The sequence below is a fragment of the Xanthomonas sp. WHRI 6106 genome, assembly GCF_040202405.1.
Taxonomy (GTDB): Bacteria; Pseudomonadota; Gammaproteobacteria; order Xanthomonadales; family Xanthomonadaceae; genus Xanthomonas; species Xanthomonas cannabis.
Map to the genome: position 1 here is coordinate 107,117 of NZ_JBEGFC010000011.1, position 22,249 is coordinate 129,365.

Annotated in this window: 22 protein-coding genes and 1 pseudogene; 21 read left to right on the forward strand and 2 right to left on the reverse strand. The window is 65.9% G+C overall.

The window, feature by feature from the left end; all coding sequences use genetic code 11:
- Positions 1-224 precede the first annotated feature (224 nt).
- Positions 225-1,313 (forward strand): ABC transporter ATP-binding protein, encoded by a 1,089-nt coding sequence (locus tag ABQZ09_RS15865; protein ID WP_047694870.1) that lies wholly within the window; start codon positions 225-227, stop codon positions 1,311-1,313.
- On the opposite strand, the gene ygfZ is transcribed toward ABQZ09_RS15865, so the two are convergent.
- Entirely contained in the window at positions 1,310-2,182 is an 873-nt protein-coding gene (gene ygfZ, locus ABQZ09_RS15870) for a CAF17-like 4Fe-4S cluster assembly/insertion protein YgfZ (RefSeq protein WP_349777343.1), read from the reverse strand. The genes ABQZ09_RS15865 and ygfZ overlap by 4 nt on opposite strands.
- A 39-nt stretch (positions 2,183-2,221) precedes the next feature.
- Between ygfZ and ABQZ09_RS15875 the strand changes: the two genes are divergently transcribed.
- The 10 genes from ABQZ09_RS15875 (at position 2,222) to lolD (ending at position 8,836) form a co-directional block, all read left to right on the forward strand.
- On the forward strand, positions 2,222-2,392 hold the full coding sequence (locus tag ABQZ09_RS15875) for a DUF1674 domain-containing protein (protein WP_166744361.1): 171 nt from the start codon (positions 2,222-2,224) through the stop codon (positions 2,390-2,392).
- Positions 2,393-2,448: 56 nt separating this feature from the next.
- A complete protein-coding gene (gene sdhC, locus ABQZ09_RS15880; protein WP_047694866.1) occupies positions 2,449-2,844 on the forward strand; it encodes a succinate dehydrogenase, cytochrome b556 subunit in 396 nt (131 codons plus the stop codon).
- Positions 2,841-3,227, forward strand: coding sequence for a succinate dehydrogenase, hydrophobic membrane anchor protein (sdhD, locus tag ABQZ09_RS15885; RefSeq protein WP_104533467.1), 387 nt, complete (start codon positions 2,841-2,843; stop codon positions 3,225-3,227). The genes sdhC and sdhD overlap by 4 nt, the downstream gene beginning before the upstream one ends.
- Before the next feature lie 33 nt (positions 3,228-3,260).
- The gene (gene sdhA / locus ABQZ09_RS15890; RefSeq protein ID WP_039409054.1) at positions 3,261-5,051 is read left to right on the forward strand and encodes a succinate dehydrogenase flavoprotein subunit; all 1,791 of its coding nucleotides are present in this window, start codon (positions 3,261-3,263) and stop codon (positions 5,049-5,051) included.
- A 9-nt stretch (positions 5,052-5,060) separates the two neighbouring features.
- On the forward strand, positions 5,061-5,264 hold the full coding sequence (locus ABQZ09_RS15895; RefSeq protein WP_425511549.1) for a hypothetical protein: 204 nt from the start codon (positions 5,061-5,063) through the stop codon (positions 5,262-5,264).
- A 16-nt stretch (positions 5,265-5,280) separates the two neighbouring features.
- Positions 5,281-6,063, forward strand: coding sequence for a succinate dehydrogenase iron-sulfur subunit (locus ABQZ09_RS15900; protein WP_039409057.1), 783 nt, complete (start codon positions 5,281-5,283; stop codon positions 6,061-6,063).
- A 108-nt stretch (positions 6,064-6,171) separates the two neighbouring features.
- A complete protein-coding gene (locus ABQZ09_RS15905) occupies positions 6,172-6,420 on the forward strand; it encodes an FAD assembly factor SdhE (RefSeq protein WP_047694862.1) in 249 nt (82 codons plus the stop codon).
- The gene (locus ABQZ09_RS15910) at positions 6,371-6,823 is read left to right on the forward strand and encodes a YgfX family protein (protein ID WP_184554443.1); all 453 of its coding nucleotides are present in this window, start codon (positions 6,371-6,373) and stop codon (positions 6,821-6,823) included. The genes ABQZ09_RS15905 and ABQZ09_RS15910 overlap by 50 nt, the downstream gene beginning before the upstream one ends.
- A gap of 23 nt (positions 6,824-6,846) precedes the next feature.
- On the forward strand, positions 6,847-8,088 hold the full coding sequence (locus tag ABQZ09_RS15915) for a lipoprotein-releasing ABC transporter permease subunit (RefSeq protein WP_039565431.1): 1,242 nt from the start codon (positions 6,847-6,849) through the stop codon (positions 8,086-8,088).
- A 37-nt stretch (positions 8,089-8,125) separates the two neighbouring features.
- Positions 8,126-8,836, forward strand: a complete 711-nt coding sequence (lolD, locus tag ABQZ09_RS15920; protein WP_503019228.1) for a lipoprotein-releasing ABC transporter ATP-binding protein LolD — start codon at positions 8,126-8,128, stop codon at positions 8,834-8,836.
- Between the two features lie 82 nt (positions 8,837-8,918).
- Here lolD and ABQZ09_RS15925 read toward each other — a convergent pair whose 3' ends face one another.
- Entirely contained in the window at positions 8,919-9,983 is a 1,065-nt protein-coding gene (locus ABQZ09_RS15925; protein WP_349777344.1) for an SDR family oxidoreductase, read from the reverse strand.
- A gap of 424 nt (positions 9,984-10,407) precedes the next feature.
- On the opposite strand from ABQZ09_RS15925, the pseudogene ABQZ09_RS15930 reads away from it, so the two are divergent.
- From ABQZ09_RS15930 to pgsA, 10 genes and pseudogenes are all read left to right on the forward strand, one after another.
- Positions 10,408-12,939, forward strand: a pseudogene (locus ABQZ09_RS15930) (DNA internalization-related competence protein ComEC/Rec2); the annotation flags it as partial.
- Positions 12,833-13,495, forward strand: a complete 663-nt coding sequence (locus ABQZ09_RS15935) for a MotA/TolQ/ExbB proton channel family protein (protein ID WP_184554435.1) — start codon at positions 12,833-12,835, stop codon at positions 13,493-13,495. The pseudogene ABQZ09_RS15930 and the gene ABQZ09_RS15935, both read left to right, overlap by 107 nt.
- Positions 13,496-13,498: 3 nt before the next feature.
- Positions 13,499-13,954, forward strand: coding sequence for an ExbD/TolR family protein (locus ABQZ09_RS15940; RefSeq protein ID WP_166744353.1), 456 nt, complete (start codon positions 13,499-13,501; stop codon positions 13,952-13,954).
- Positions 13,951-15,720, forward strand: coding sequence for a lipid A export permease/ATP-binding protein MsbA (msbA, locus tag ABQZ09_RS15945; protein ID WP_184554433.1), 1,770 nt, complete (start codon positions 13,951-13,953; stop codon positions 15,718-15,720). The genes ABQZ09_RS15940 and msbA overlap by 4 nt, the downstream gene beginning before the upstream one ends.
- The gene (lpxK, locus tag ABQZ09_RS15950; RefSeq protein WP_349777345.1) at positions 15,717-16,754 is read left to right on the forward strand and encodes a tetraacyldisaccharide 4'-kinase; all 1,038 of its coding nucleotides are present in this window, start codon (positions 15,717-15,719) and stop codon (positions 16,752-16,754) included. The genes msbA and lpxK overlap by 4 nt, the downstream gene beginning before the upstream one ends.
- Before the next feature lie 298 nt (positions 16,755-17,052).
- Complete coding sequence (gene kdsB / locus ABQZ09_RS15955; protein WP_184554429.1) at positions 17,053-17,832, forward strand: 3-deoxy-manno-octulosonate cytidylyltransferase; 780 nt, start codon at positions 17,053-17,055, stop codon at positions 17,830-17,832.
- A complete protein-coding gene (locus ABQZ09_RS15960; RefSeq protein WP_349777346.1) occupies positions 17,829-18,293 on the forward strand; it encodes a low molecular weight protein-tyrosine-phosphatase in 465 nt (154 codons plus the stop codon). The genes kdsB and ABQZ09_RS15960 overlap by 4 nt, the downstream gene beginning before the upstream one ends.
- 23 nt (positions 18,294-18,316) lie before the next feature.
- On the forward strand, positions 18,317-19,735 hold the full coding sequence (locus ABQZ09_RS15965; protein WP_039409088.1) for a nhl repeat protein: 1,419 nt from the start codon (positions 18,317-18,319) through the stop codon (positions 19,733-19,735).
- The gene (uvrC, locus tag ABQZ09_RS15970) at positions 19,732-21,588 is read left to right on the forward strand and encodes an excinuclease ABC subunit UvrC (protein WP_349777347.1); all 1,857 of its coding nucleotides are present in this window, start codon (positions 19,732-19,734) and stop codon (positions 21,586-21,588) included. Before ABQZ09_RS15965 ends, uvrC begins: the two co-directional genes overlap by 4 nt.
- On the forward strand, positions 21,588-22,220 hold the full coding sequence (gene pgsA, locus ABQZ09_RS15975) for a CDP-diacylglycerol--glycerol-3-phosphate 3-phosphatidyltransferase (protein ID WP_047694836.1): 633 nt from the start codon (positions 21,588-21,590) through the stop codon (positions 22,218-22,220). The genes uvrC and pgsA overlap by 1 nt, the downstream gene beginning before the upstream one ends.
- The last annotated feature ends 29 nt before the right edge of the window (positions 22,221-22,249 follow it).

The window sequence follows — 22,249 nt, forward strand, 5'->3', positions numbered from 1 at the left end:
GTGGCGGAATGCCGGGTGGCGAGTCACTGGTGACGCCACTGGAAACTGCGGCGTGCGTCGGTAGCGGCATGGTCCCTCCCGAGATCGATGTTGCCATGTGAAAACGATTACATGTCAGAATAAACCAATGCATTCGTTTGCACAGAGATTTCGCGCAAACGAGTCGTTCGTCATTGCCGTCGGGAGGGCCGAGGGCAGGGCGCATACACAGTCGAGGCCGAACGATGGCGAAAGTGCAGTTGGAAGGTGTCCGCAAGGTCTATGAAAACGGCCAGGTGGCGGTGCAGGGCGCAAGCTTCGAGGTCGCCGATGGCGAGTTGATGGTGCTGGTCGGGCCGTCCGGCTGCGGCAAGTCGACCTTGCTGCGCATGATCGCCGGGCTCGAGGACATCAGCGCCGGCACGCTGAAGATCGGCGAGCGCGTGGTCAACGACGTGGCGCCGAAAGACCGTGACATCGCCATGGTGTTCCAGAGCTATGCGCTGTATCCGCACATGACCGTGGCCGAGAATCTGGCTTTCGGGCTCAAGCTGCGCGGCCACCCGAAGCAGGTCATCGCCGAGCGCGTCAACAATGCAGCCGAGCTGCTGGGCCTGACCCCGATGCTGGACAAGCTGCCCAAGGCCATGTCCGGCGGCCAGCGCCAGCGCGTGGCACTGGGCCGGGCGATGGTGCGCGAATCCTCGGTGTTCCTGCTCGATGAGCCGCTGTCCAATCTGGACGCCAAGCTGCGCCACAGCGTGCGCACCGAGATCGCGCAGCTGCATCGCAAGCTCGGCACCACCATGATCTACGTCACCCACGACCAGGTCGAGGCGATGACGCTCGGCCAGCGCATCGTGGTGCTCAAGGACGGCGTGATCCAGCAGATCGACAGCCCGATGGCGCTGTACGACCGCCCGGCCAATCTGTTCGTGGCCGGCTTTCTGGGCAGCCCGGCAATGAATGTGCTGCAGGGGCGCCTGGACGAGCAGGATGGCCTGCACCTGGTGCTGGCCGACGGCTGGCGGGTGCCGTTGGGCGCTGCCCGGGTTGATCGTCGCTGGTTCGGTCAGGACGTGATCGTCGGCGTGCGCCCCGAACACCTGCAACCGTCCGAAGACGCACGGCTGGGCTTCGAGGCACGGGTGGAAGTGATCGAGCCGGTAGGCAACGAGATCTTCCTCAACCTGGACCGCGGCGGCCAGCCGCTGGTGATCCGTGTGGCGCCGCAGGCCCTGCCTGCGGTCGGGCAGCCGCTGCGCCTGGCCTTGCGCAGTGATGCGCTGCATTTCTTCGACCCGGCGACCGGGCAGCGGCTGGAACCGGCCTAACGCTCCAGGCCGGGAAGGAGGGCGAGCGGGCGGGCGCGGTGCGCGCCTGCCTGCAGCACGGCGTCATCGCCCAGGGCCAGATCCAGCGGAAGCACGGCCAGCGCCAGTGGTCCGGCGACGCTGACCACTGTCCCGATGGTGGTGCCGTCGCGCACGACGCTGTCGCCGGCTTCGGCCTTGCCTTCGATCTCCAGCAACTGCAACGCACGCTTGGCCTTGCCCAGAAAGTGCGTGCGCGCCACGATTTCCTGGCCGGGGTAGCAGCCCTTCTTGACGCTGAAGGCGTGCAGGCGGTCCAGCGCAAGTTGTTGCGGCGTCCACTGTTCGCGCTGCGCCTGCGGCAGGCGAACCAGCCCCAGTTGCAGATCTTCCTGGCGCCATCGCGCGTCGATGCTCGGCACTTCCATCGGCGCGGCCAATGCCGTGTCCTGCGCAAGCAGTAGCGTGCGCGGCCGCTCGGCGGTGCCCATGTCCAGCGCGATATGCAGCGTTCCGATATCGGCATGTGCACCGTGCGCGCGTTGCGCCGGCTCGAAGCCGCCATACGCCGATAGCTTGATGGCGTTGATTGTCAGCTTGCGCCGGAACACGAAACGGCCGAGCTGCGCGGCGATCTCGGCTGCATTGCCGTCCGGCAACAGCATCAGCAACTGCGCGTCGTCCTCACGCAGGAGTGCGAAGATGGCAACCACGCGCCCCTTCGCCGTCAACCACGCATTCCATTGCCACTGCCCGATCGCCAGCGCCTGGACGTCATTGGCAAATTGGGCATGCGCAAACGCCACTGCATCCGCGCCGACCAATCGGACGTATTGCATGTCGTGCAGGGAGCCAAAACCCTGCGGAATAAGATTCAGGTTGTCAGCCACGGAAGGGGAGGACTAAAATCGCAATGTTGTGAGACCACTATGATAGGCCATCCAACCCCCACGCCATCGCAGGATTCCGAGACGCAGCCTTCCCCTCAGGAGCACATTCCCGAGAAGAAGCCACTGCCCAAAGAGATCGGTGGGCGCGACGGCCCTGAGCCAACGCGCTACGGCGACTGGGAAAAAAATGGACGCTGCATCGATTTTTGAGCAGCTTTTAGCCACAGCGGCCTAGTGCCGCCCAGCCGAGATAACGAGCCCAGCGAATGGCGATCCGCGAACGTCCTCTTTCCCCGCATCTCCAGGTGTACCGCTGGCAGATCCAGATGGTGACCTCGATCCTCAATCGAGCCACCGGCATCGTTCTGTCGGTCGGCGCCTTGGGTATTGCCGCCGCCTTGCTCACATTGATGCTTGGCCCCGACCACTGGAATTGCCTGCGCGAACATGCTGCCGCCTGGTACGGGCAGGTGTTCCTGTTCGGCTGGACCTGGAGCTTTGCCTTCCACCTGTTCGGTGGGTTGCGCCACATCCTGCAGGACTTCGGCCAGGGCTACGCCGTGCGCTCGTTCGTCAGCCTGGGCTGGCTGTCGGTGGTGCTGAGCCTGGTGCTCACCGCCGCGATCTGGGCTTACGTCCTGTTGTCTGGAGGTGCCGCATGAGCCGCTACCGTACCCCGCTGAAGAATGTGCGAGGCCTGGGTGCCGCCAAGACCGGTACCGAGCACTTCGTCGTCCAGCGCCTGACCGCCACCGCTCTGGTGCCGTTGTCGATCTGGTTCCTGATCTTCGTGCTGAGCCTGATCGGCGCCGACCATGCGGCCGCCAGCGCCGCCGTTGCCAAGCCGTGGAACGCGATTCTGCTGGTCGGCTTCCTGATCGCCTCGTTCTGGCATGCGCAACTGGGCATGCAGGTGGTGCTGGAAGATTACGTGCACAACTCGCTGCTCGCGCTTGCGGCGCAGACCATCGTGCGCTTCGTCGCCGTGCTGGGTGCCATCGTCAGTGTGTTTGCCGTGGCGCGTATCGCGCTGGGCATCAGCTGAGTCGCCAGCGACCAAACAGGAATCCATAATTCGATGTCCGCTTACAAGATCACAGAACACAAGTACGACATGGTCGTGGTGGGTGCCGGCGGTGCCGGCCTGCGCGCCACGTTCGGTCTGGCCCAGAAGGGCTTGCAGACCGTCTGCCTGACCAAGGTCTTCCCGACCCGTTCGCATACCGTTGCCGCGCAGGGCGGTATTTCCGCAGCGCTCGGCAACATGGGCGAGGACGACTGGCGCTATCACTTCTACGACACCATCAAGGGCTCCGATTGGCTGGGCGACCAGGACGCGATCGAGTACATGTGTCGCGAGGCGATCCCGGCCATCATCGAGCTGGAGCACTACGGTGTGCCGTTCTCGCGCACGGAAGAGGGCAAGATCTACCAGCGCCCGTTCGGCGGCATGACCACCAAGTACGGCGAAGGCCCGTCCGCGCAGCGCACCTGCGCAGCAGCCGACCGTACCGGCCACGCCATGCTGCATACGCTGTACCAGCAGTCGCTGGCGCACAACGCGCGCTTCATGATCGAGTACTTCGCACTCGACCTGATCTTCGACGAAGAAGGCGTCTGCCGCGGCGTGCTCGCGCTGGACATGGCCGATGGCACGTTGCACCTGTTCCGCGCGCATGGCGTGGTGCTGGCCACCGGCGGTTACGGCCGTGCCTATTTCAGCGCCACCTCCGCGCATACCTGTACCGGTGACGGCGGCGGCCTGGTGATGCGTGCCGGCCTGCCGGTGCAGGACATGGAGTTCGTGCAGTTCCATCCCACCGGCATCTACGGTGCGGGCTGCCTGATCACCGAGGGCGTGCGCGGCGAAGGCGGCATTTTGCGTAACAGCAATGGCGAGCGCTTCATGGAGCGCTATGCACCGCACTACAAGGATCTGGCCTCGCGCGACGTGGTATCGCGCTCGATGACGGTGGAGATCCGCGAAGGCCGTGGCGTGGGCGAGCACAAGGACCACATCCTGCTCGACCTGACTCACCTCGGCCCGGAAGTGATCAACGACAAGCTGCCCGGTATCGCCGAAAGCGCGCACATCTTTGCCGGTGTGGACGTGACCAAGCAGCCGATTCCGGTGCTGCCGACCGTGCACTACAACATGGGTGGCATCCCGACCAACTATTACGGCGAGGTCGTGCGCAAGCAGGGCGACAACCCGGACGCGGTAGTGCCCGGCCTGTACGCCATCGGCGAAGCGGCCTGCGTGTCGGTGCATGGCGCAAACCGCCTGGGCTCCAACTCCTTGCTGGACCTGGTGGTTTTCGGTCGTGCGGTGGCCAATCGTTGCGCCGAAACGGTCAAGACCAACCAGCCGCACAAACCGCTGCCGTCCGATGCCTGCGACAAGGCGCTGGGCCTGCTGGACAAGCTGCGCTATGCCAACGGCTCCACGCCGACCTCGGTGATCCGCGACAACATGCAGCGCACCATGCAGTCGGACGCGGCTGTGTTCCGTACCAGCAAGACGCTGAAGGAAGGCGTGGACAAGATGGCCGAGATCTTCGCGTCCTTCGAAGACGTCAAGGTGTCGGACCGCTCGCTGGTGTGGAACTCGGACCTGATCGAGACCTACGAATTGAACAACCTGCTGCTCAATGCAGTGGCGACGATCAATTCGGCCGAGCAACGCAAGGAAAGCCGTGGCGCGCACTCGCACGAGGACTTCCCGGACCGCGACGACGTCAACTGGCAGAAGCACACGCTGGTGACCGTCGACGACAAGGGCAAGTGCGAATTCGAGTATCGCCCGGTGCACATGTACACGCTGAGCAAGGATGTGGACGTGGTTCCGCCGAAGCCGCGCGTGTACTGATTGATGCGTCTGCAACACGCCACGTCTGCGTCGAAGGTGCCTGCCGGTGTGTTCCGGCAGAGTGGCGCCATCGTGCAGCAGCGGGGCTGTCGCAGGACGCAGGCGCAGCGCCGGCAACCGGCCGGCCGCTGCGCCATCGATTCGATGGTGGCATCCACCGTTTTCACTTTCATGCGTACGGTGCGGTTGTCGTTCGCACCGCGCATCGCCTGAGCCAACGAGAGCAGCTATGGCAGAGTTCACCCTCCCCAAGAATTCAAAGATCGGCAAGGGCAAGCATTACCCTGCACAGGGCGCCAAGAACACGCGCACCTTCAAGGTCTACCGCTGGGATCCGGATGGCGACGCCAACCCGCGTACCGACAGCTATGAGATCGATCTCGACAAGTGCGGCCCGATGGTGCTGGACGCGCTGATCAAGATCAAGAACGAGATCGACCCGACCCTGGCGTTCCGTCGTTCGTGCCGCGAAGGCATCTGCGGCTCGTGCGCAATGAACATCGACGGCACCAATACGCTGGCCTGCACCAAGGCGATTGCGGCCTGTGGCAAGTCGGAAGTGCCGATCTATCCGTTGCCGCACATGAGCGTGATCAAGGATCTGGTGCCGGACCTGACGCATTTCTATGCGCAGTACGCCTCGATCAAGCCCTGGATCCGCACCCAGACCCCGCCGCCGCCGGATCGCGAGCGCCTGCAGTCGCCGGAAGATCGCAAGAAGCTCGACGGCCTGTACGAGTGCATCCTGTGCGCGTGCTGCTCGACCAGCTGCCCGAGTTACTGGTGGAACGGCGAGCGTTACCTGGGCCCGGCCATCCTGTTGCAGGCCTATCGCTGGATCATCGATTCGCGCGACGAAGACACCGGTGCGCGTCTGGACGATCTGGAAGACCCGTTCAAGCTGTATCGCTGCCACACCATCATGAACTGCGCACGGACCTGCCCGAAGGGCCTGAACCCGGCGCTGGCCATTGCCGAAATCAAGAAGCTGATGATGGCGCGTCGCGCCTGATTGCTGGCAGCGCGGTCCCGCCTGGCGGGATGTGGTTCGCAGCGGCACCGGCCCTTGGGTCAGGTGCCGCTGTCGTTTTCGCCTCTGGCCAGGCGATAGGGAGATGAAATGGACGAGCAAACCTTGCTGAAAAAGTTGCGCTGGCGTTGCCGGCGTGGCATGCGCGAACTGGACCAACTGTTCGGGCGTTATCTGGATCAACGCTGGGCGCAGGCTTCCGAGTCCGAGCGCGCGGTTTTCCTACAATTGCTGGATTGCGAAGACGATAAGTTGTGGCGCTGGTTCATGGGATACGAGGCCTGCCCCGATGCCGCGAATGCCGCCCTCATCGCCGATATCCGCGCCTTGCCGGCTTGAGTGGCGGCCTTCGCGCGGGCTTGTCTGCGCAGTGAGCGCACTGGCCGTGCTGGCGCTGTGCGCGGTGTGGCGTAGCGGGGCGCCGCTATGGCTGGCGGCGTTGCTGTCTGCCTGGGTGCCGGTGTCTGCCGCACGCTCGCTTCGGGCGTTGTTGCGCTCGCCTGCGCGGCAGGTGCTGATCCCATGGGGCGAGCTGCCCGCCAGCGTCGACGGCCAAACCGTGCAGGACCTGCAGGTTGCGTGGCGTGGGCCGATCGCGGTGGTGTCGTGGACACGCGCCGATGCATGTCGCGAACGCCTGCATTTCTGGCCTGATACCCTGCCGGCGCCGCAACGACGTGAACTGCGTCTGGCCGCTCACGCACGCGCCATTTCGTCCCGGCGGTCGCTAGTGGCACCATAGCGTCCCTTTCCTGGTTGAACCGCATGTTCAAACCTATCCCGGTTGCCATCGGCTTGCGCTACCTGCGCGCCAAGCGGCGCAATGGCTTCATCTCGTTTATCTCGATGGCATCGATCCTGGGCATCGCCCTGGGCGTCACCGTGCTGATTACCACGCTGGCGGTGATGAGCGGTTTTCAGAAAGAGATCCGCGACCGTCTGTTGCAGATGGCCGCGCATGCCACCGTCAGTGCTGACGGCGCGCCCATGCGCGATTGGCAGCATGCGGTCGAGGTCGCCATGGCCGACCCGCGTATTGCCGGCGCAGCCCCCTACATCGAAACCGAATCGTTGCTACAGGGCCCGCGCAAGCAGCCGGCCATCGTGCGTGGCGTCGTTCCGTCGGAAGAGGCCAAGGTGTCGGTGCTGGCCAAGAAAATGCAGCAGGGCTCGGTGGACAGCCTGACGCCCGGTTCCTACAACATCGTCATCGGCAAGGAGCTGGCCCTGTGGCTGGGCGTGGACGTGGGCGACGGCATCGTCGTGCTGCTCAGCGACACCCAGGCCACGCCGTTGGGCGCCATGCCGCGGCTCAAGCGCTTTACCGTCAGTGGAATCTTCGAGGCCGGTTACAACGAAATCGATCGCGGACTGGCCGTGGTCAACATGCAGGATCTGGCGCGCGTCTTGCGCATGGACGGCGTGACCGGCGTGCGCCTGAAACTGCACGACATGGATCAGGCCTGGCCGGTGGCGCGCGATCTGGCGGTGAAATTGCACGGCCCGTACCGGGTGAGCGACTGGACGCAGGAAAACGCCAATCTCTATCACTCGCTGAAGATGGAAAAGACCGTGATGGGCATCCTGCTGTCGCTGATCGTGGCGATGGGTGCCTTCAACCTGGTGTCGTCGCAGGTGATGCTGGTGACCGACAAGCAGGCCGACATTGCCATCCTGCGCACACTGGGCCTGTCGCCCGGCGGGGTGATGCAGGTGTTCATGGTGCAGGGGTCGTTGATCGGTTTCATGGGCACGATCATGGGCGTGATCGGCGGCATCGTGCTGACGCTCAATCTGGAGCGCATCCTTGGTGTGATCGAAACGATCTTCAGCGTCAAGCTGCTGCCGGAAGACGTCTATTACATCACCGGCCTGCCCACCGACATGCAGACCCAGGATGTGGTGGTGATCACCGTGGTGGCACTGGTGATGAGTTTCCTGGCGACCCTGTATCCGGCGTGGCGCGCCTCTCGCACCCAGCCGGCGGAGGCGCTGCGTTATGAATGAGATCCGGGATTCGGGATTCGGGAATCGGGAATCGGTCGTGCAAAAGCCAAACCAGGCAGGGGCAGTGATTCGGGCCGAGGGTCTGGCCAAGACCTACGCCGAAGGCAAGATGCGCACGCCGGTCTTCGACGGCCTGGACCTGTCGGTGGCTACCGGCGAGACCGTGGCCATCGTCGGCGCGTCCGGTGCCGGCAAGAGCACCTTGCTGCACCTGCTCGGCGGGCTGGATATTCCTACCTCGGGCGAGGTGTACGTGGCAGGCGAGCGCATGTCGGCGCTGTCCGATGGCCAGCGCGGCAAGCTGCGCAACCAGGCGCTCGGTTTCGTGTATCAGTTCCATCACCTGCTGCCGGAATTCACCGCACTGGAGAACGTGATGATGCCGGTGCTGCTGTCGGGCCAGGACGTGCCGGTTGCCAGGGCGCAGGCGCTGCAGTTGCTGGAATCGGTCGGGCTTGGGCATCGCATCGAACACAAGCCCAGCGAGCTGTCGGGCGGTGAGCGTCAACGTTGCGCAGTGGCACGCGCCCTGGTCAATAAGCCCGGCTGCGTGCTGGGCGACGAGCCCACCGGCAATCTCGACGACAAGACCGCCGGCACGGTGTTCGAGTTGATGCTGGAACTCAACCGCGCGCAGCGCACCAGCCTGGTGCTGGTGACGCACGACCGCAGCCTGGCACGGCGTCTGGACCGCGTGCTGGAGCTGCATCAAGGCAGGCTGCGCGAATTGGCGCCGTCGGCGGTGTAACTGCGAGCCTGCCGACCGTGATGCGGCAGATCGCTTACTGCTGCGGGTTGAAGGCCGACCCGCAGCGATGCAATCCCGTCGATCAGGGGATGATGCGCAGCGCCCGCAACCGGGTAAACAGCTCGAAGAACGAGGCGCGGCTGTCGTAGAAATCTACGAAGCCCAGCTCGCGGCTCTTGGTCATGTCGTTGACGCACTCGATCTCGCGGCCCAGGTCCGCATCGGTATGCCACCACGAGGCCAGGCGATTGACGTCCGCTTCCACCAGGTCGTGCTTTGCCGCCAGTTCGGCCCAGAGCGCAGGGGCCGCCTCGGTCAGGCGCGCTTCCAACGGCTGCCGCGTGTCCGGGCAGGGTGCGGCGTCGAGTTCGAAGAACGCGGCGATCTCGCCCCACATCCAGCGCCAGCGGAATACATCGCCATTGACGGTGTTGAAGGCCTGGTTGCGTGCGGCCGGGCTCAGGCCCGCCCAGGCCAGCTGACGCCCGAGCAGCCCGGCATCGGTCAGATCGGTGAGGCTGTTCCACTGCGCCTGCGAGCCTGGGAATACGAAGGGCTGGCCGGTGTGCTTGCACAGCGATGCATAGACCGCCAGCGTCACGCCCATGTTCATCGCATTGCTGCCGTTGGCCATGCCGATCATGGTGTGCGAACGATGCACGCTCCACCCGAAGCCATGACGCTCGGCGTGCGCGAACAGCAGGTCTTCGAGGGTGTAATAGAAATTCTCGCCGGGCTGGCGTGGTTCGCTTTCGCGGAACGGCGTTTCGGCCTTGCCGCTGCCGTAATTTTCGAACGCACCCAGATAATGCTTGGTGCCGGTGACCAGGGCCATGTGCTGCATCGGCGCATCGCTCAGCGCATCGCACAGGTGACGCATCATTGCGCCGTTGGCTTCGACGTTCTCGCGCTCGGTGTCGCGACGCGTCCAGGTGCAGAAAAAGACGTGGGTAATCGGCAGGCCGCGCAAGGCCTTGGCCGTGCTATCCGCGTCGAGCAGGTCGGCTGCGACGGGAATGACGCCATCCTGCGGCAGTGGGCGACGTGCGAGGCCGTACACGGTCCATCCATCGGCAACCAGAACGTTGGCGAGGTTGTAACCGGAAATGCCGGTCACGCCGACAATCAAAGCAATGCCTTTACGCATGTGGGGAAACTCCTCGGAACAGCGTCGAACATAGCGCTTCGCTCATGAAATCGAGGCGAATTGGGGGCGGCGTCGGCTGGCAGGCTGCACTGGCGATCGTGCATCACGCAGCGTCCTGCTGATCGGCACGGTGATGCCTCGATGGCGTAGACGGAAGCGGATGCCGCGTTGTCGCGCTCACCGCGTTCGATCGAGCTTGCTCGTCGGCTCCGTTGCTCGGCGTGCCGCTGCGCAGTGCAGGCATGTCGACCGGGATGACCGCTGCAAGGTGCAACGCCCACCGCACTCTCGCGCCCGCGCAGGGTGTGTTCGTCACGATCCGCTTTTTCCTACCTGACACGGCGCAGATTACCGCTATGGCCGGTCCGGGCCGTGGTCTAGGCTCGTGCTCTCGGCCTGAATCTTCAGGAATTGGACCAGCGACATGGATGTGTCAGCACAAGTGCCGCCACCGCCGCGGTTTGCCTCGGCGGTGCCTGTTGCAGCTGCCATGCTGCTGGGTGTCGTTGGCTGCGCGTGGTCGCCCGCAGTGCTGCCGCGCGCGCTCTACATTGGGTGCCTGCTCGCAGGCGTGTTGATCATCGGCATCGGCCTGTGGCGGTGGCCGCGCCGCGGTGCCTGGATGCGGGGGCTTGCAACGGTGTCGCTGGGGTTTGGACTCACCGGCTGGCACGCCACCACCGTGCTGCAGTCGCAGCTGCTGCCAGGTGACGAAGCGCGCGAACGCGCGGTACAGGGGCGGATCATCGGCCTGCCAGTGGCCGAGCAACGCCGGACACGCTTCCAGCTGCGGGTCGACGCCGATCGGACGCAGTCGCCGGCACTGCGCGGCAAGCTGTTGCAGCTGGCCTGGTACGACGCCTTCGGCACCAACCGGGTCGGCCCGCGCGCGGCCTTGCGCGCCGGAGGGCACTGGCAGCTGCGGCTCAAGCTGCGAGCGCCACGCGGCTTGCGTAACCCGGGTGGGTTCGATGCCGAACGCCAGGCCCTGGCGCAGCGCGTCGCCGCGACCGGCTATGTGCGCGACCCCGACGGCGCGCGCCAGATCGTCGCGCCGCACGGTGTGGATGCCTGGCGCGACCGCATGTCGCAACGAATTGCCGAGCAGGTGCCCGGGCCCTCGGCACCGTATCTGCGCGCCCTGGCACTGGGCGATACGCGTGGGCTGGACGATGCCGCATGGGCGACCTTGCGCGCGACCGGGCTCAGTCATCTGATCGCGATCTCGGGCTTCCATGTCGGCCTGGTGGCTGCCTTCTTTGCACTGGCAATCGCCGGTGTGTGGCGATGGCGGCCGGGCCTGGGCATCGTGATTCCGCGCATCCACGCCGCAGCAATCGCTGCGCTGATCGGTGCGACCGCCTATGCGGTGCTGGCCGGGCTGGCCTTGCCGACGGTCCGCACCGTGTTGATGATCGCGGTCGTTGCCGTGGCGCGCGTGGCGCGTCGACGCGCCACAACGGCGCAGATACTTGCACTCGCCTTGATCGCGGTAGTGGCCTGGGACCCGTTGAGCGTGCTGGTGGCAGGCTTCTGGCTCAGTTTCGCCGGCGTCGCCTGGCTGGTATGGTGCCTGCCGGCCGACGACCGCGCCATCCTGCGGGGCTTTCTTTCCGCACAGACCGTTGCCACGGTGGGCCTGCTGCCGCTGACGGTCAGCTTGTTCGGGCAAGCCTCGCTGGTGGGCCCATTTGCCAACCTGGTCGCCATTCCGTGGTGGACCTTCGTGGTTGTTCCGCTATGCCTGATCGGCACCGCACTGGAGGCACTGTACGTCGGAGCGGGGGGCTGGGCGTGGCAGTTGGCGGGCTGGTGTTTCGAGCTGACCTGGCCGGGCTTTGTCTGGCTTGGGCAGACCACGGTGGCCTTGTGGTGGGTGCCCGAATCCGATGCGTTCGCACTGATCGCCGCGCTGCTGGGCGCGTTCTGGCTGTTGCTGCCGCGCGGCACGCCGGGCAAGACCATGGCGGCCCTGTTGTGGCTGCCGCTGCTCTGGCCGGATCGCGCCATGCCCGGCGCTGGCGAAGCCGACGTGCAGGTGATGGATGTGGGGCAGGGGCTGGCGGTGCTGGTGCGCACGCAACGGCATGCACTGCTGTTGGACACCGGCCCGGCGGTGCACGACGGCTTCGACGCCGGCGAGCGCGTGGTCCTGCCGGCCTTGCGCGCGCTCGGGGTGCGCCGGCTGGACGCACTCGTGCTCAGTCATGCCGATGCCGATCATGCCGGCGGCTATGCCGCGGTGCGCGCGGGGTTGCCGGTCGCAGCCACGTTGGCGCCGCCCGGTGCACCGCTGGACGTCAGTGCGCGCTGTCATGCCGGGCGGCGGTGGGAGTGGGATGGCGTGCGCTTTCGCTTCCTGCATCCAGGTGCCGATTTCCCGTATTTGCGCAATCAATCCAGCTGCGTGCTGCTGGTGCAGACGCCACACGTCAGCGCCTTGCTTCCGGGGGATATCGACGCGCTGGTGGAGCGCCGGCTGATGCGCGCGCAGGCGGGCGCGTTGCACGCCGACCTCGTGGTGGTGCCGCACCATGGCAGCGCAGACGGGTCGCATGCCGGCTTCGTTGCTGCCACCGGTGCGCGGTTGGCGCTGGTGTCCTCCGGTTACGGCAACCGCTTCGGGCATCCGCGCGCGCAAGTCGTGCAGCGTTGGCAGGACAGTGGCGCGGAGGTGCTCGATACGGCCGAGTCCGGCGCAATCAGGGTCTGGCTCGGCGCCGATGGCCTGCAGGTCCGCGAGCGACGGCGCTGGCAGCCGCGGCTGTGGGATGCTGCGGAACGGCGGCGGTCGGCTGCTATCCTATCGGCGAGCGAATAGGCGGCCGCGCTGCCGGAGGAATCACATCGTGTTGGAGCTGGTCAAGGCGGGCGGTTGGCCGATGGTGCCGTTGCTGTTGTTGGGTGTGGTCGCCATGGCGATCGTGCTGGAACGTCTGTGGACCTTGCGCCGCAACGAGGTGACACCGCCCGGGCTGGGTGAGGAGGTCCGCAACTGGGCCGCACGCGGCAAGCTGGACCCCTCCCATATCGAATCGCTGCGGCGCAACTCGCCGTTGGGCGCGTTGTTGGCCGCCGCGCTGGATGTGCGTGGCCGGCCGCGTGATCTGATCCGCGAGCGGATCGAGGACACCGGTCGCCACGTGGTGCATCGCATGGAGCGTTATCTGAATGCGCTTGGCACGATTGCCTCGGCCGGGCCGTTGCTGGGGCTGTTGGGCACCGTCGTCGGCATGATCCAGATGTTCCTGGGCATCCTCGATCACGGCGTGGGCGATGTGAATCAGCTCGCCGGCGGCATCGGCAAGGCGCTGGTCTGTACCGCCACCGGCATGATCATCGCCGTGCCGGCATTGATGGCGCATCGCTTCTTCAAGGGGCGCATTGCCGGCTACATCATCGAGATGGAGCAGGAGGCCACCTTGCTGCTGGACACCATGGACGGCCGACCGGCTGTTTCGGCTGCAGTGCCCGCGCCGGCAGTTGCCAAGCCCGTCACGGCGAAGGGCTGACGGATGCGCATCGGCAGTGACCGAAGCCAGGACGAGCCGCACATCGATCTGGTGCCATTGATTGACGTCATCCTCGTCCTCATCATCTTCTTCGTGGTGACCACGACCTTCGACGCACGCTCCACGCTGCAATTGCAGCTGCCCACTGCCAGCGACCAGAACACCAGTGCGCCGCCGCGCGCGCTCAGTGTGCTGGTCAATGCCGATGGCCATTACTTCATCAACGATCAGGAAGTACTGCGCTCGGATGTGGATTCGCTCAAGCAGACCATCGCCCAGATTGCTGGCGATGACCGCGAGCAGACGGTGCTGATGCGCGCCGATGCCCGGACGCCGTACCAGGCCGTGGTCACTGCGCAGGATGCGTTGGGGCAGCTCGGCTTCCGGCGCATTGCCATCGCCACGGCGCCCCAGACCGGCAGCGCCGGCACGACACGTACCAACGGAACCCGCCAGTGACCACCTCCACCGACCGCCCGGCGCCAGTTTCGTCCTGGCGCACGTACCGTCGCCTGCTGGCTTTCGCCAAGCCGTACCGGCTGTTGCTGGTCGCCGCACTGATCGCCGCGTTGATCGAAGCGGCAGGCACCACCGGCTTTCTGGCATTGATGAAGCCGATCACCGACGAAACCTTCATCTACAAGAATGCCGAGGTCAGTCGCTGGTTGCCGGTGCAGATCATCCTGCTGTTTGTGGTGCGTGGGGTGGCCGGCTACATCACCGACATGGCGATGGGCAAATCCGCGCGCAGCATCGCGCGCGATCTGCGCGTCAAGGTGATGGCCAAGTACCTGCGCCTGCCTGGCTCGCGGTTCGATTCCGAGCCGGTGCCGTCGATGTTGATCCGTCTGGGCTCGGACTCGGATCAGGTGGCGCAGGCAGCCGTGGATGCGGTCAAGGTGATGATCCAGCAGTCGTTGCAGGTGATCGGCGCGTTGGCGCTGATGCTGTGGCATAGCTGGCAGGTCACCCTGACCATCCTGGTGCTGGCGCCGGTCCTGGCCTGGGTGATGGACAAGGTGGCGCGCCGGTATCGGCGCATCAGCCACAGCATCCAGGAAAGCGGTGCACACTTGTTGCAGGCCGCCGACCAGACCTTGTCCAGCCACCAGGAGGTCAAGATCTACGGCGCCCAACAGACCGAAATGGAGCGCTATGGCACGCTGGCCGACCGCAATCTGCGGCTGGCGATGAAGGTCGAATCCACACGCGGCATTTCCACCGCCACGGTGCAGATGATCGGTGCGATCGGGCTGTCGGCGCTGCTGTTCGTGGCAGGCGCACAGGCCTTGGCCGGGCGGCTGACCGCGGGCGACTTCGTGGTGCTGATGACCTCCATGCTCACGATCATTCCGGGCCTCAAGCAGCTCACCAATGTGCAGAACATGGTGCAGCGTGGGCTGGCTTCGGCCGAGCGCCTGTTTTCGGTGCTCGACAGCCCCGACGAGCCCGATCAGGGAACGGTGCCGCTCACCCGCGCAAAGGGCTTGATCGAATTTCGCGATGTGACCGCGCGCTATCCCGGCCAGGTGAATCCTGCGCTGGCCGAGGTCAGCTTCGTCGCGCAGCCCGGCACGGTCACCGCGATCGTCGGCCGCTCCGGCAGCGGCAAATCCAGTCTGATCAAGCTGATCCCGCGCTTCTACGAAGCCGAGGCAGGGCAGATCCTGCTCGACGGACATCCGGTGCAGGCCTACGCGCTGGCCGATCTGCGTCGACAGATCGCGCTGGTCGGACAGCAGGTGATGCTGTTCGACGGCAGCATCGCCGACAACGTCGCCTATGGCGAAATGCGCACCGCAGATGCCGGGCAACTGGAGCGTGCGATTCTGGGCGCCAATGCGATGGAGTTCGTCGCGCAATTGCCCGAGGGGCTGCAGTCGCATGTCGGGACGAAGGGCGGGCGCCTGTCGGGCGGGCAGCGGCAGCGCCTGGCGATCGCACGTGCGATGCTCAAGGACGCGCCCATCCTGATTCTGGACGAGGCCACCGCAGCGCTGGACAACGAATCCGAGCGGCTGGTGCAGGATGCCCTGCACAAGCTGATGCCTGACCGCACCACGCTGGTGATCGCACACCGCCTGTCCACCATCGAACATGCCGACCAGGTATTGGTGATGGACCAGGGCCGCATCGTCGAGCGCGGCACCCACAGCGAATTGCTGGCGCAGGGCGGGCTCTACTCGCATCTGCACGGCATGCAGTTCCGCGAACGCCAGGCATGAGCAAGCGCGGCACCCGCACCCCGGGTTATTGGTACGACAACAGCCCGATCCCGCTGGCCGCACGCCTGCTGGCACCGGTCTACGCCGCAGCCATTGCGTTGCGGCGCAGCGCGTACCGGCGTGGCTTGCGCAAGCGGCATGGCATCCCGGCGCCGGTGATCGTGGTCGGCAATGTCACCGCTGGAGGCACCGGCAAGACCCCGCTGACCATCGCCCTGGTGTCCAAGTTGCAGGATGCCGGCTGGACGCCCGGCGTGGCCAGCCGCGGCTATGGTCGCGATGACGCAGGCACGGCCCGCTGGGTGGATGCCGACACGCCGGTGGCACTGGGCGGCGATGAGCCGGTCCTGATCGCCTGGAAGACCGGCGCGCGCGTGCGCGTGGACAGCGACCGCGTCGCTGCCGCCAGGGCGCTGGTGGAAGCAGGTTGCGACATCATCGTGTGCGACGACGGTCTGCAGCACTACCGGCTGGCACGCGACGTGGAGATCGAAGTGGTCGATGGCCAGCGCCGTTACGGCAATGGCCGGCTGCTGCCGGCCGGGCCGCTGCGCGAACCGGCCGCGCGTGCGCGCGATTGTGATTTTCGGGTGGTCAATCTGGGCCAGGCCAGCGCCACCGCCGCCCCGCAGGCACCGGACGATTCCGGTTTCGGCGAGTGGCAGATGCGGCTCAGCATCGACAGCGTGCAACCGATGGATGGCAAACGCGCGCAACCCTTGAGCATGCTGGCCGGACAGCGCGTGCATGCAGTGGCTGGCATCGCGCACCCGGAGCGGTTTTTTGCGATGCTGCGGGCACGCGGCATTGGCGTGGTGCCGCATGCATTCCCGGACCACCATGTGTATCGCGCTGCAGATTTCAGCTTCGGCAGTCGCCTGCCGGTGTTGATGACCGAAAAAGATGCGGTGAAGTGCCGGCCATTTGCCGACGAGTGGCTGTACAGCGTGCCGCTCAAGGCGGACCTGCCTGCTGCGTTCTGGGTGAGCCTGCTGGACCGCTTGAACAAGCTGGCGAGCCGCCAAGGCGCATGAGTGTGCGGCTGTGCGGCGCGGTGTAGCGTGCGAGGCGCGGGTAGGCGTTGGCGCAAATGCCCAAGAGCGCGGGCATCATCTGCTCCGTAGCAACCACGCACGTCGCAATGCCATCGATGCACTCGCAACACCCCTGCATGCACTGGTGTATGCAGGTCAGCCACTACACTGCGAACCAGCCTGACGTCGGCCTTGTGGCGCGCTGTTGCAGTTATCCAGAAACGCGTTGTGCGGGCAGGCGCACTGCGATCATCCTGCCGACATCCATCCACCATTCCGCCGTTCAGAGCGCATACGCATGACCAACCCAACGCCTGCCGATTTCGTCGTCGCCATCCCGGCGCGCTACGCGTCCACGCGCTTGCCCGGCAAGCCGCTGCAACGCCTCGGCGACCGTCCGATGATCCAGCATGTGGCCGAGCGGGCGCTGCTGGCCGGCGCGCGCGCGGTCTGGGTGGCCACCGATGACGCGCGGATTGCCGAAGCCATCGCGCACGTGCCGGGCGTGCAGGTGGCCATGACTGGTAGCGAGCACCTCTCCGGTACCGACCGCCTTGCCGAGTGCGCGCGCATTGCCGGCTGGGACGCGGACACCTGCGTGGTGAATTTGCAAGGCGACGAGCCCTTTGCGCCTGCCGCCGGCATCCGCGCAGTCGCCGAGCTGCTGCTGCACTCGGGCGCCGACATGGCCACGCTTGCCGCACAGGTGGACACCGCGCACGACCTGTTCGACCCGAACGTGGTGAAGCTTGTGCGCACCGCAGGCGGCGACGCGCTGTATTTCAGCCGCGCTCCGATCCCCTGGCACCGCGACAGCTTCGCCAGCCAACGCGAGCAGCTGCCGGTGGACGGGCAGTGGCTGCGTCATATCGGCATCTACGCGTATCGCGCCGGTTTCCTGCAGCGGTTTGCGGCCATGCCGCCGGGCATGCTGGAACGCCTCGAATCGCTGGAGCAGCTGCGGGTGATGGAGGCCGGGCATCGCATCGCCGTTGCGTTGACGCCGGAGCAGTTTCCGCCGGGTATCGACACGCCCGATGATCTGGCCCGTGCCCAGGCGCGCGTGGCCTCCGCATGAAGCTGTTGATCGTGTGTCTGGGCAATATCTGCCGCTCGCCGATGGGCGAGGGCGCCGTACGCGCGCAGCTGGACGAGGCGCGGCTGTCGCGGCGCATCCAGGTCGATTCGGCCGGTACCGGCGACTGGCACGCTGGCGATCCGCCGGACCCGCGCGCCATCCGCTGCGCGCGCGGGCATGGTGTCGACATTTCCGGCCTGCGTGCGCGTCAGGTGCTGCGCGAGGATTTCGAGCACTTCGACTGGCTGCTGTGCGCCGACGGCAACAATCTACGTGATCTGCAACGGATCGCCCCCGCATCGCTGCGCGACAAGGTGGCACTGTGGTTGCCGTGGGCCGGCGTGGACGCACGTGACGACATCCCCGACCCATATACCGGCAGCAGCAAGGAGTTCGAGCAGGTCTGGCAACTGGTCGATACCGCCGCGCGGCAGACGGTGGCCAGACTCACCCGAGGCTAATCACGCTTGGGCATAATCACCGTATGAATGCCCAGCTCACCCAGGAACTGCCGGAATTTCCCACCTGGCTCAACGCCAGGCCGTCCACCTTGCAGGAACATCGCGGCCGTGCGCTCGTGCTGGCCTTCGTCAACGCCAGCTCGGTGTGGTGCGCCGAACGCCTGGCCGAACTGGCGCAATGGCAGGCACGCAGCCCCGGGCGCTTGCAGGTGATCGTGGTGCAGGTGCCGCGCTTCGATAGCGAGCGTCTACCGCAACGCTCGCTCAAGCAGTTGCGCGGCCACGGCGTCAGCGCGCCCATCCTGCTCGACAAGGACTGGGAAACCTGGCGCCGGTTCAATATCCAGTCCTGGCCCACGCTGGTGCTGCTGGACGCCTACGGGCGCGAGCGCCAGCGCCTGGTCGGCGTCACCGGCGATCTGGACAGGGCGCTGGCCGCCCTGTGCGACGGCCAGCAGCCGCCTTCCGATGCGGACCTGCAGGGCGTGGCCGAGCGCGACCCCGAGCCGCGGTTGGCATTGCGCTTTCCCACCGGCCTGGCCGCGACCGAAGACCGTCTGTACGTCGCCGACACCGGCCACCATCGCGTGCTCGAGTGCACGCATGGCGGCCGTGTGCTGCGTCAGTTCGGACATGGCAACGCCGACCTCATCGATGGCGGCATCGGCGAAGCCGCATTCCGCCGCCCGCAAGGCCTGGCACTGGAACGCGACCAGCTCTACGTCGCCGATACCGGCAACCACGCGTTACGGCGCATCAACCTGCGCAGCGGGCAGGTGGACACCCTGTGCGGCACCGGTCGCTCTGGCGAGCCGGTCGAAGGGCCGCTGGCGTTCGCCGGCGCGTCCGCTCTGAACTACCCGCAAGGTCTGGCTGTTGCCGACAACCAGGTGCTGATCGCCATGGCCGGCGATAACCGCATCTGGAGCTACGACCTGGGTCGCGCGGCATTGAGTGCGCGCGCCGGCACCGGCTCCCTTGAAATCCGCGATGGCAGCGGCCATCTCGCAGCTTTCGCGCAACCGGCAGGATTGGCGGCAGTGCAGCAAGTGGCGTACGTCTGCGATGGGCTGGGCTCGTCGATCCGCACCATGCAGTTGCGCGGTGACTTGGTGCAGACCCTGGTCGGCGGCCAGGGCCTGTGGCAGTTCGGCGATGAGGATGGGCCACGCGGCACCGCGCAGTTGCAGTTTCCGCAGGCCATCGCGCTGGCCGCCGACTCGCCGTTGCTGTGGATCGCCGACACCGGTAACGGCCGCCTGCGCTGCTTGCGCCTGGGCGGCGGCGAGCTGACCACGGTCGAGCTGCCGCGGCGCCTGCATGGCCCGGCCGGTCTGGCGGTGGCCGCCGGTGCAGTCTGGATTGCCGAAACCGATGCCCATGCCGTGCTGCGTTACGACCTGGCAAGCGGCGCACTGAGTGATGTTGCGATAGACGAATGAACGCAAGGCCCCAAGCCGATTTCGATGGAAAAGCGTTTGCTGCGCAGCTGAGCACCGCGCCCGGCGTCTACCGCATGTATGCGGCCGACGACACCTTGCTGTACGTCGGCAAGGCGGGCGCGCTGCGCAAGCGCGTGGGCAGCTATTTCAATGGCACGCCGAAGAATGCACGGTTGACCTCGATGCTGTCGCAGGTGGCGCGCATGGACGTCACCGTGACCCGCAGCGAGGCCGAAGCGCTGCTGCTGGAAAACCAGCTCATCAAGTCGCTGTCGCCGCGCTACAACGTGTCCTTGCGCGATGACAAGAGCTACCCGTACGTGCTGCTCACGCGCGAGGACTGGCCGCGGATCGCCTTGCATCGTGGCCCGCGTGCCGTGCAGGGGCGCTACTTCGGCCCGTACACCGGCGTGACCGGCGTACGTGAGACGCTGAGCCTGATGCACAAGCTGTTCAAGCTGCGCAGTTGCGAAGACAGCGTGTTCCGTAACCGCTCGCGGCCATGTCTGCAGTATCAGATCGGCCGTTGCAGTGGCCCATGCGTGGATCTGGTGGCCGCGCCCGATTACGCCGAGTCGGTGCGCCGTGCGACCATGTTTCTGGAAGGCAAGAGCGATCAGCTCGGCGAAGAGATCATGCATTCGATGCAGCAGGCCAGCGAAGCGCTGGAATTCGAGCGTGCTGCGCGCCTGCGCGATCTGTTGTCGTCGTTACGCAGCATGCAGAACCGCCAGTACGTCGATGGCCGCGCCGCCGACCTGGACGTGCTGGCTTGCGCCACGCAGTCCAGCCAGGCTTGCGTGCTGCTGCTGAGCTTCCGCGATGGTCGCAATCTGGGCACGCGTTCGTTCTTTCCCAAGACCAACGGCGAAGACAGCGCCGACGAGATTCTCGGCGCATTCGTTTCGCAGTATTACGCCGAGCATTCGCCGCCGCGCGAGATCCTGCTGGATCGCGAAATCCCCGAGGCCGAACTGATCGAGGCCGCACTCAGTGCCGCTGCCGAACACAAGGTCGCGCTGAAGTGGAACGTGCGCGGCGAGCGTGCCGGCTATCTGCTGCTGGCGACCCGCAACGCGCAGCTGACGCTGGTGACCGAGCTCACCAGCCAGAGCGCGCAGCATGCTCGTAGCGAGGCACTGCGCGAGATGCTCGGGCTTGCCGAACCGGTCAAGCGGGTGGAGTGCTTCGACATCAGCCACACCATGGGCGAAGCCACCGTCGCGTCGTGCGTAGTATTCGATGCCAGCGGCCCGGTGCGCGGCCAGTATCGGCGCTTCAATATTTCCGGCATCACCCCGGGCGACGACTACGCCGCGATGCGGCAGGCGATCGAGCGGCGGTTCCGGCGCGCGGTGGAAGAAAACGGCGTGCTGCCCGATGTGCTGTTGATTGACGGCGGTGCCGGCCAGCTGGCACAGGCCCAGGCCGCACTGGCCGACCTGGGCGTCGAGAATGTCCTGCTGCTAGGCGTGGCCAAGGGCGAGGAGCGCAGGGCAGGGCACGAGGCGCTGGTCATGGCCGACGGCCGCGAGCTGCGCCCAGGCGCGGCGTCGCCGGCGCTGCAGTTCATCCAGCAGGTGCGTGACGAAGCGCATCGCTTTGCCATCACCGGTCACCGCGGACGCCGCCAGAAGGCGCGCATGACCAGCAAGCTCGAGGATATTCCCGGTATCGGGCCGCGACGTCGCGCCAGCCTGCTCAAGCATTTCGGCGGTCTGGTCGGCCTCAAGGCCGCTGGCGAGGCCGAGATCGCGCGGGTGGACGGAGTCAATGCCGCACTTGCCGCGCGAATCTACGCTAACCTGCACGGGCTGGCGCTTCCCGATGCGGCAGGCGAGTCGAGTCCGTAATGAAGTTGACCATCCCCACGTGGCTGACACTGCTAAGGATCCTGATGATCCCGGTGCTGGTCGTGGTGTTCTACCTGCCGTACACGTGGACAAATTTTGCGTCCGCCGGCGTGTTCGCGCTGGCTGCCATCACCGACTGGCTGGATGGCTGGGTCGCGCGGCGCTATCACCAGTATTCCGCGTTCGGCGCGTTTCTGGACCCGGTTGCCGACAAGTTGATGGTCGCAGTGGCGTTGTTCCTGATCGTGCAGGGTCATCCCACCCCGTGGATGGCGTTCTGGGCGGCAGTGATCGTCGGCCGCGAGATCGCCGTCTCCGCGCTGCGCGAGTGGATGGCCGAGATCGGGCAGCGTGCCAAGGTGCGCGTGGCCGTGATCGGCAAGGTCAAGACCACCGCGCAGATGGTGGCGTTGCTGTGCCTGCTGTATTCGGTCACGCCGGGGCAAATGCCAACGCACGAAATCTGGTTGGGCAATCTGATCTTCCGTGCCGGTTACTGGACGCTGGCAATCGCCGCGCTGCTGACGCTGTGGTCGGGTTTCCAGTATCTGCAGGCGGCCTGGCCGAGCCTGCGTGCCGACGAAAAAGCCGCAATCAGCAACAAGCCGAAAAAAATCGAAAGCAACAGTTGACACCTATGCTGTTCGCTGTAGAATTTCGC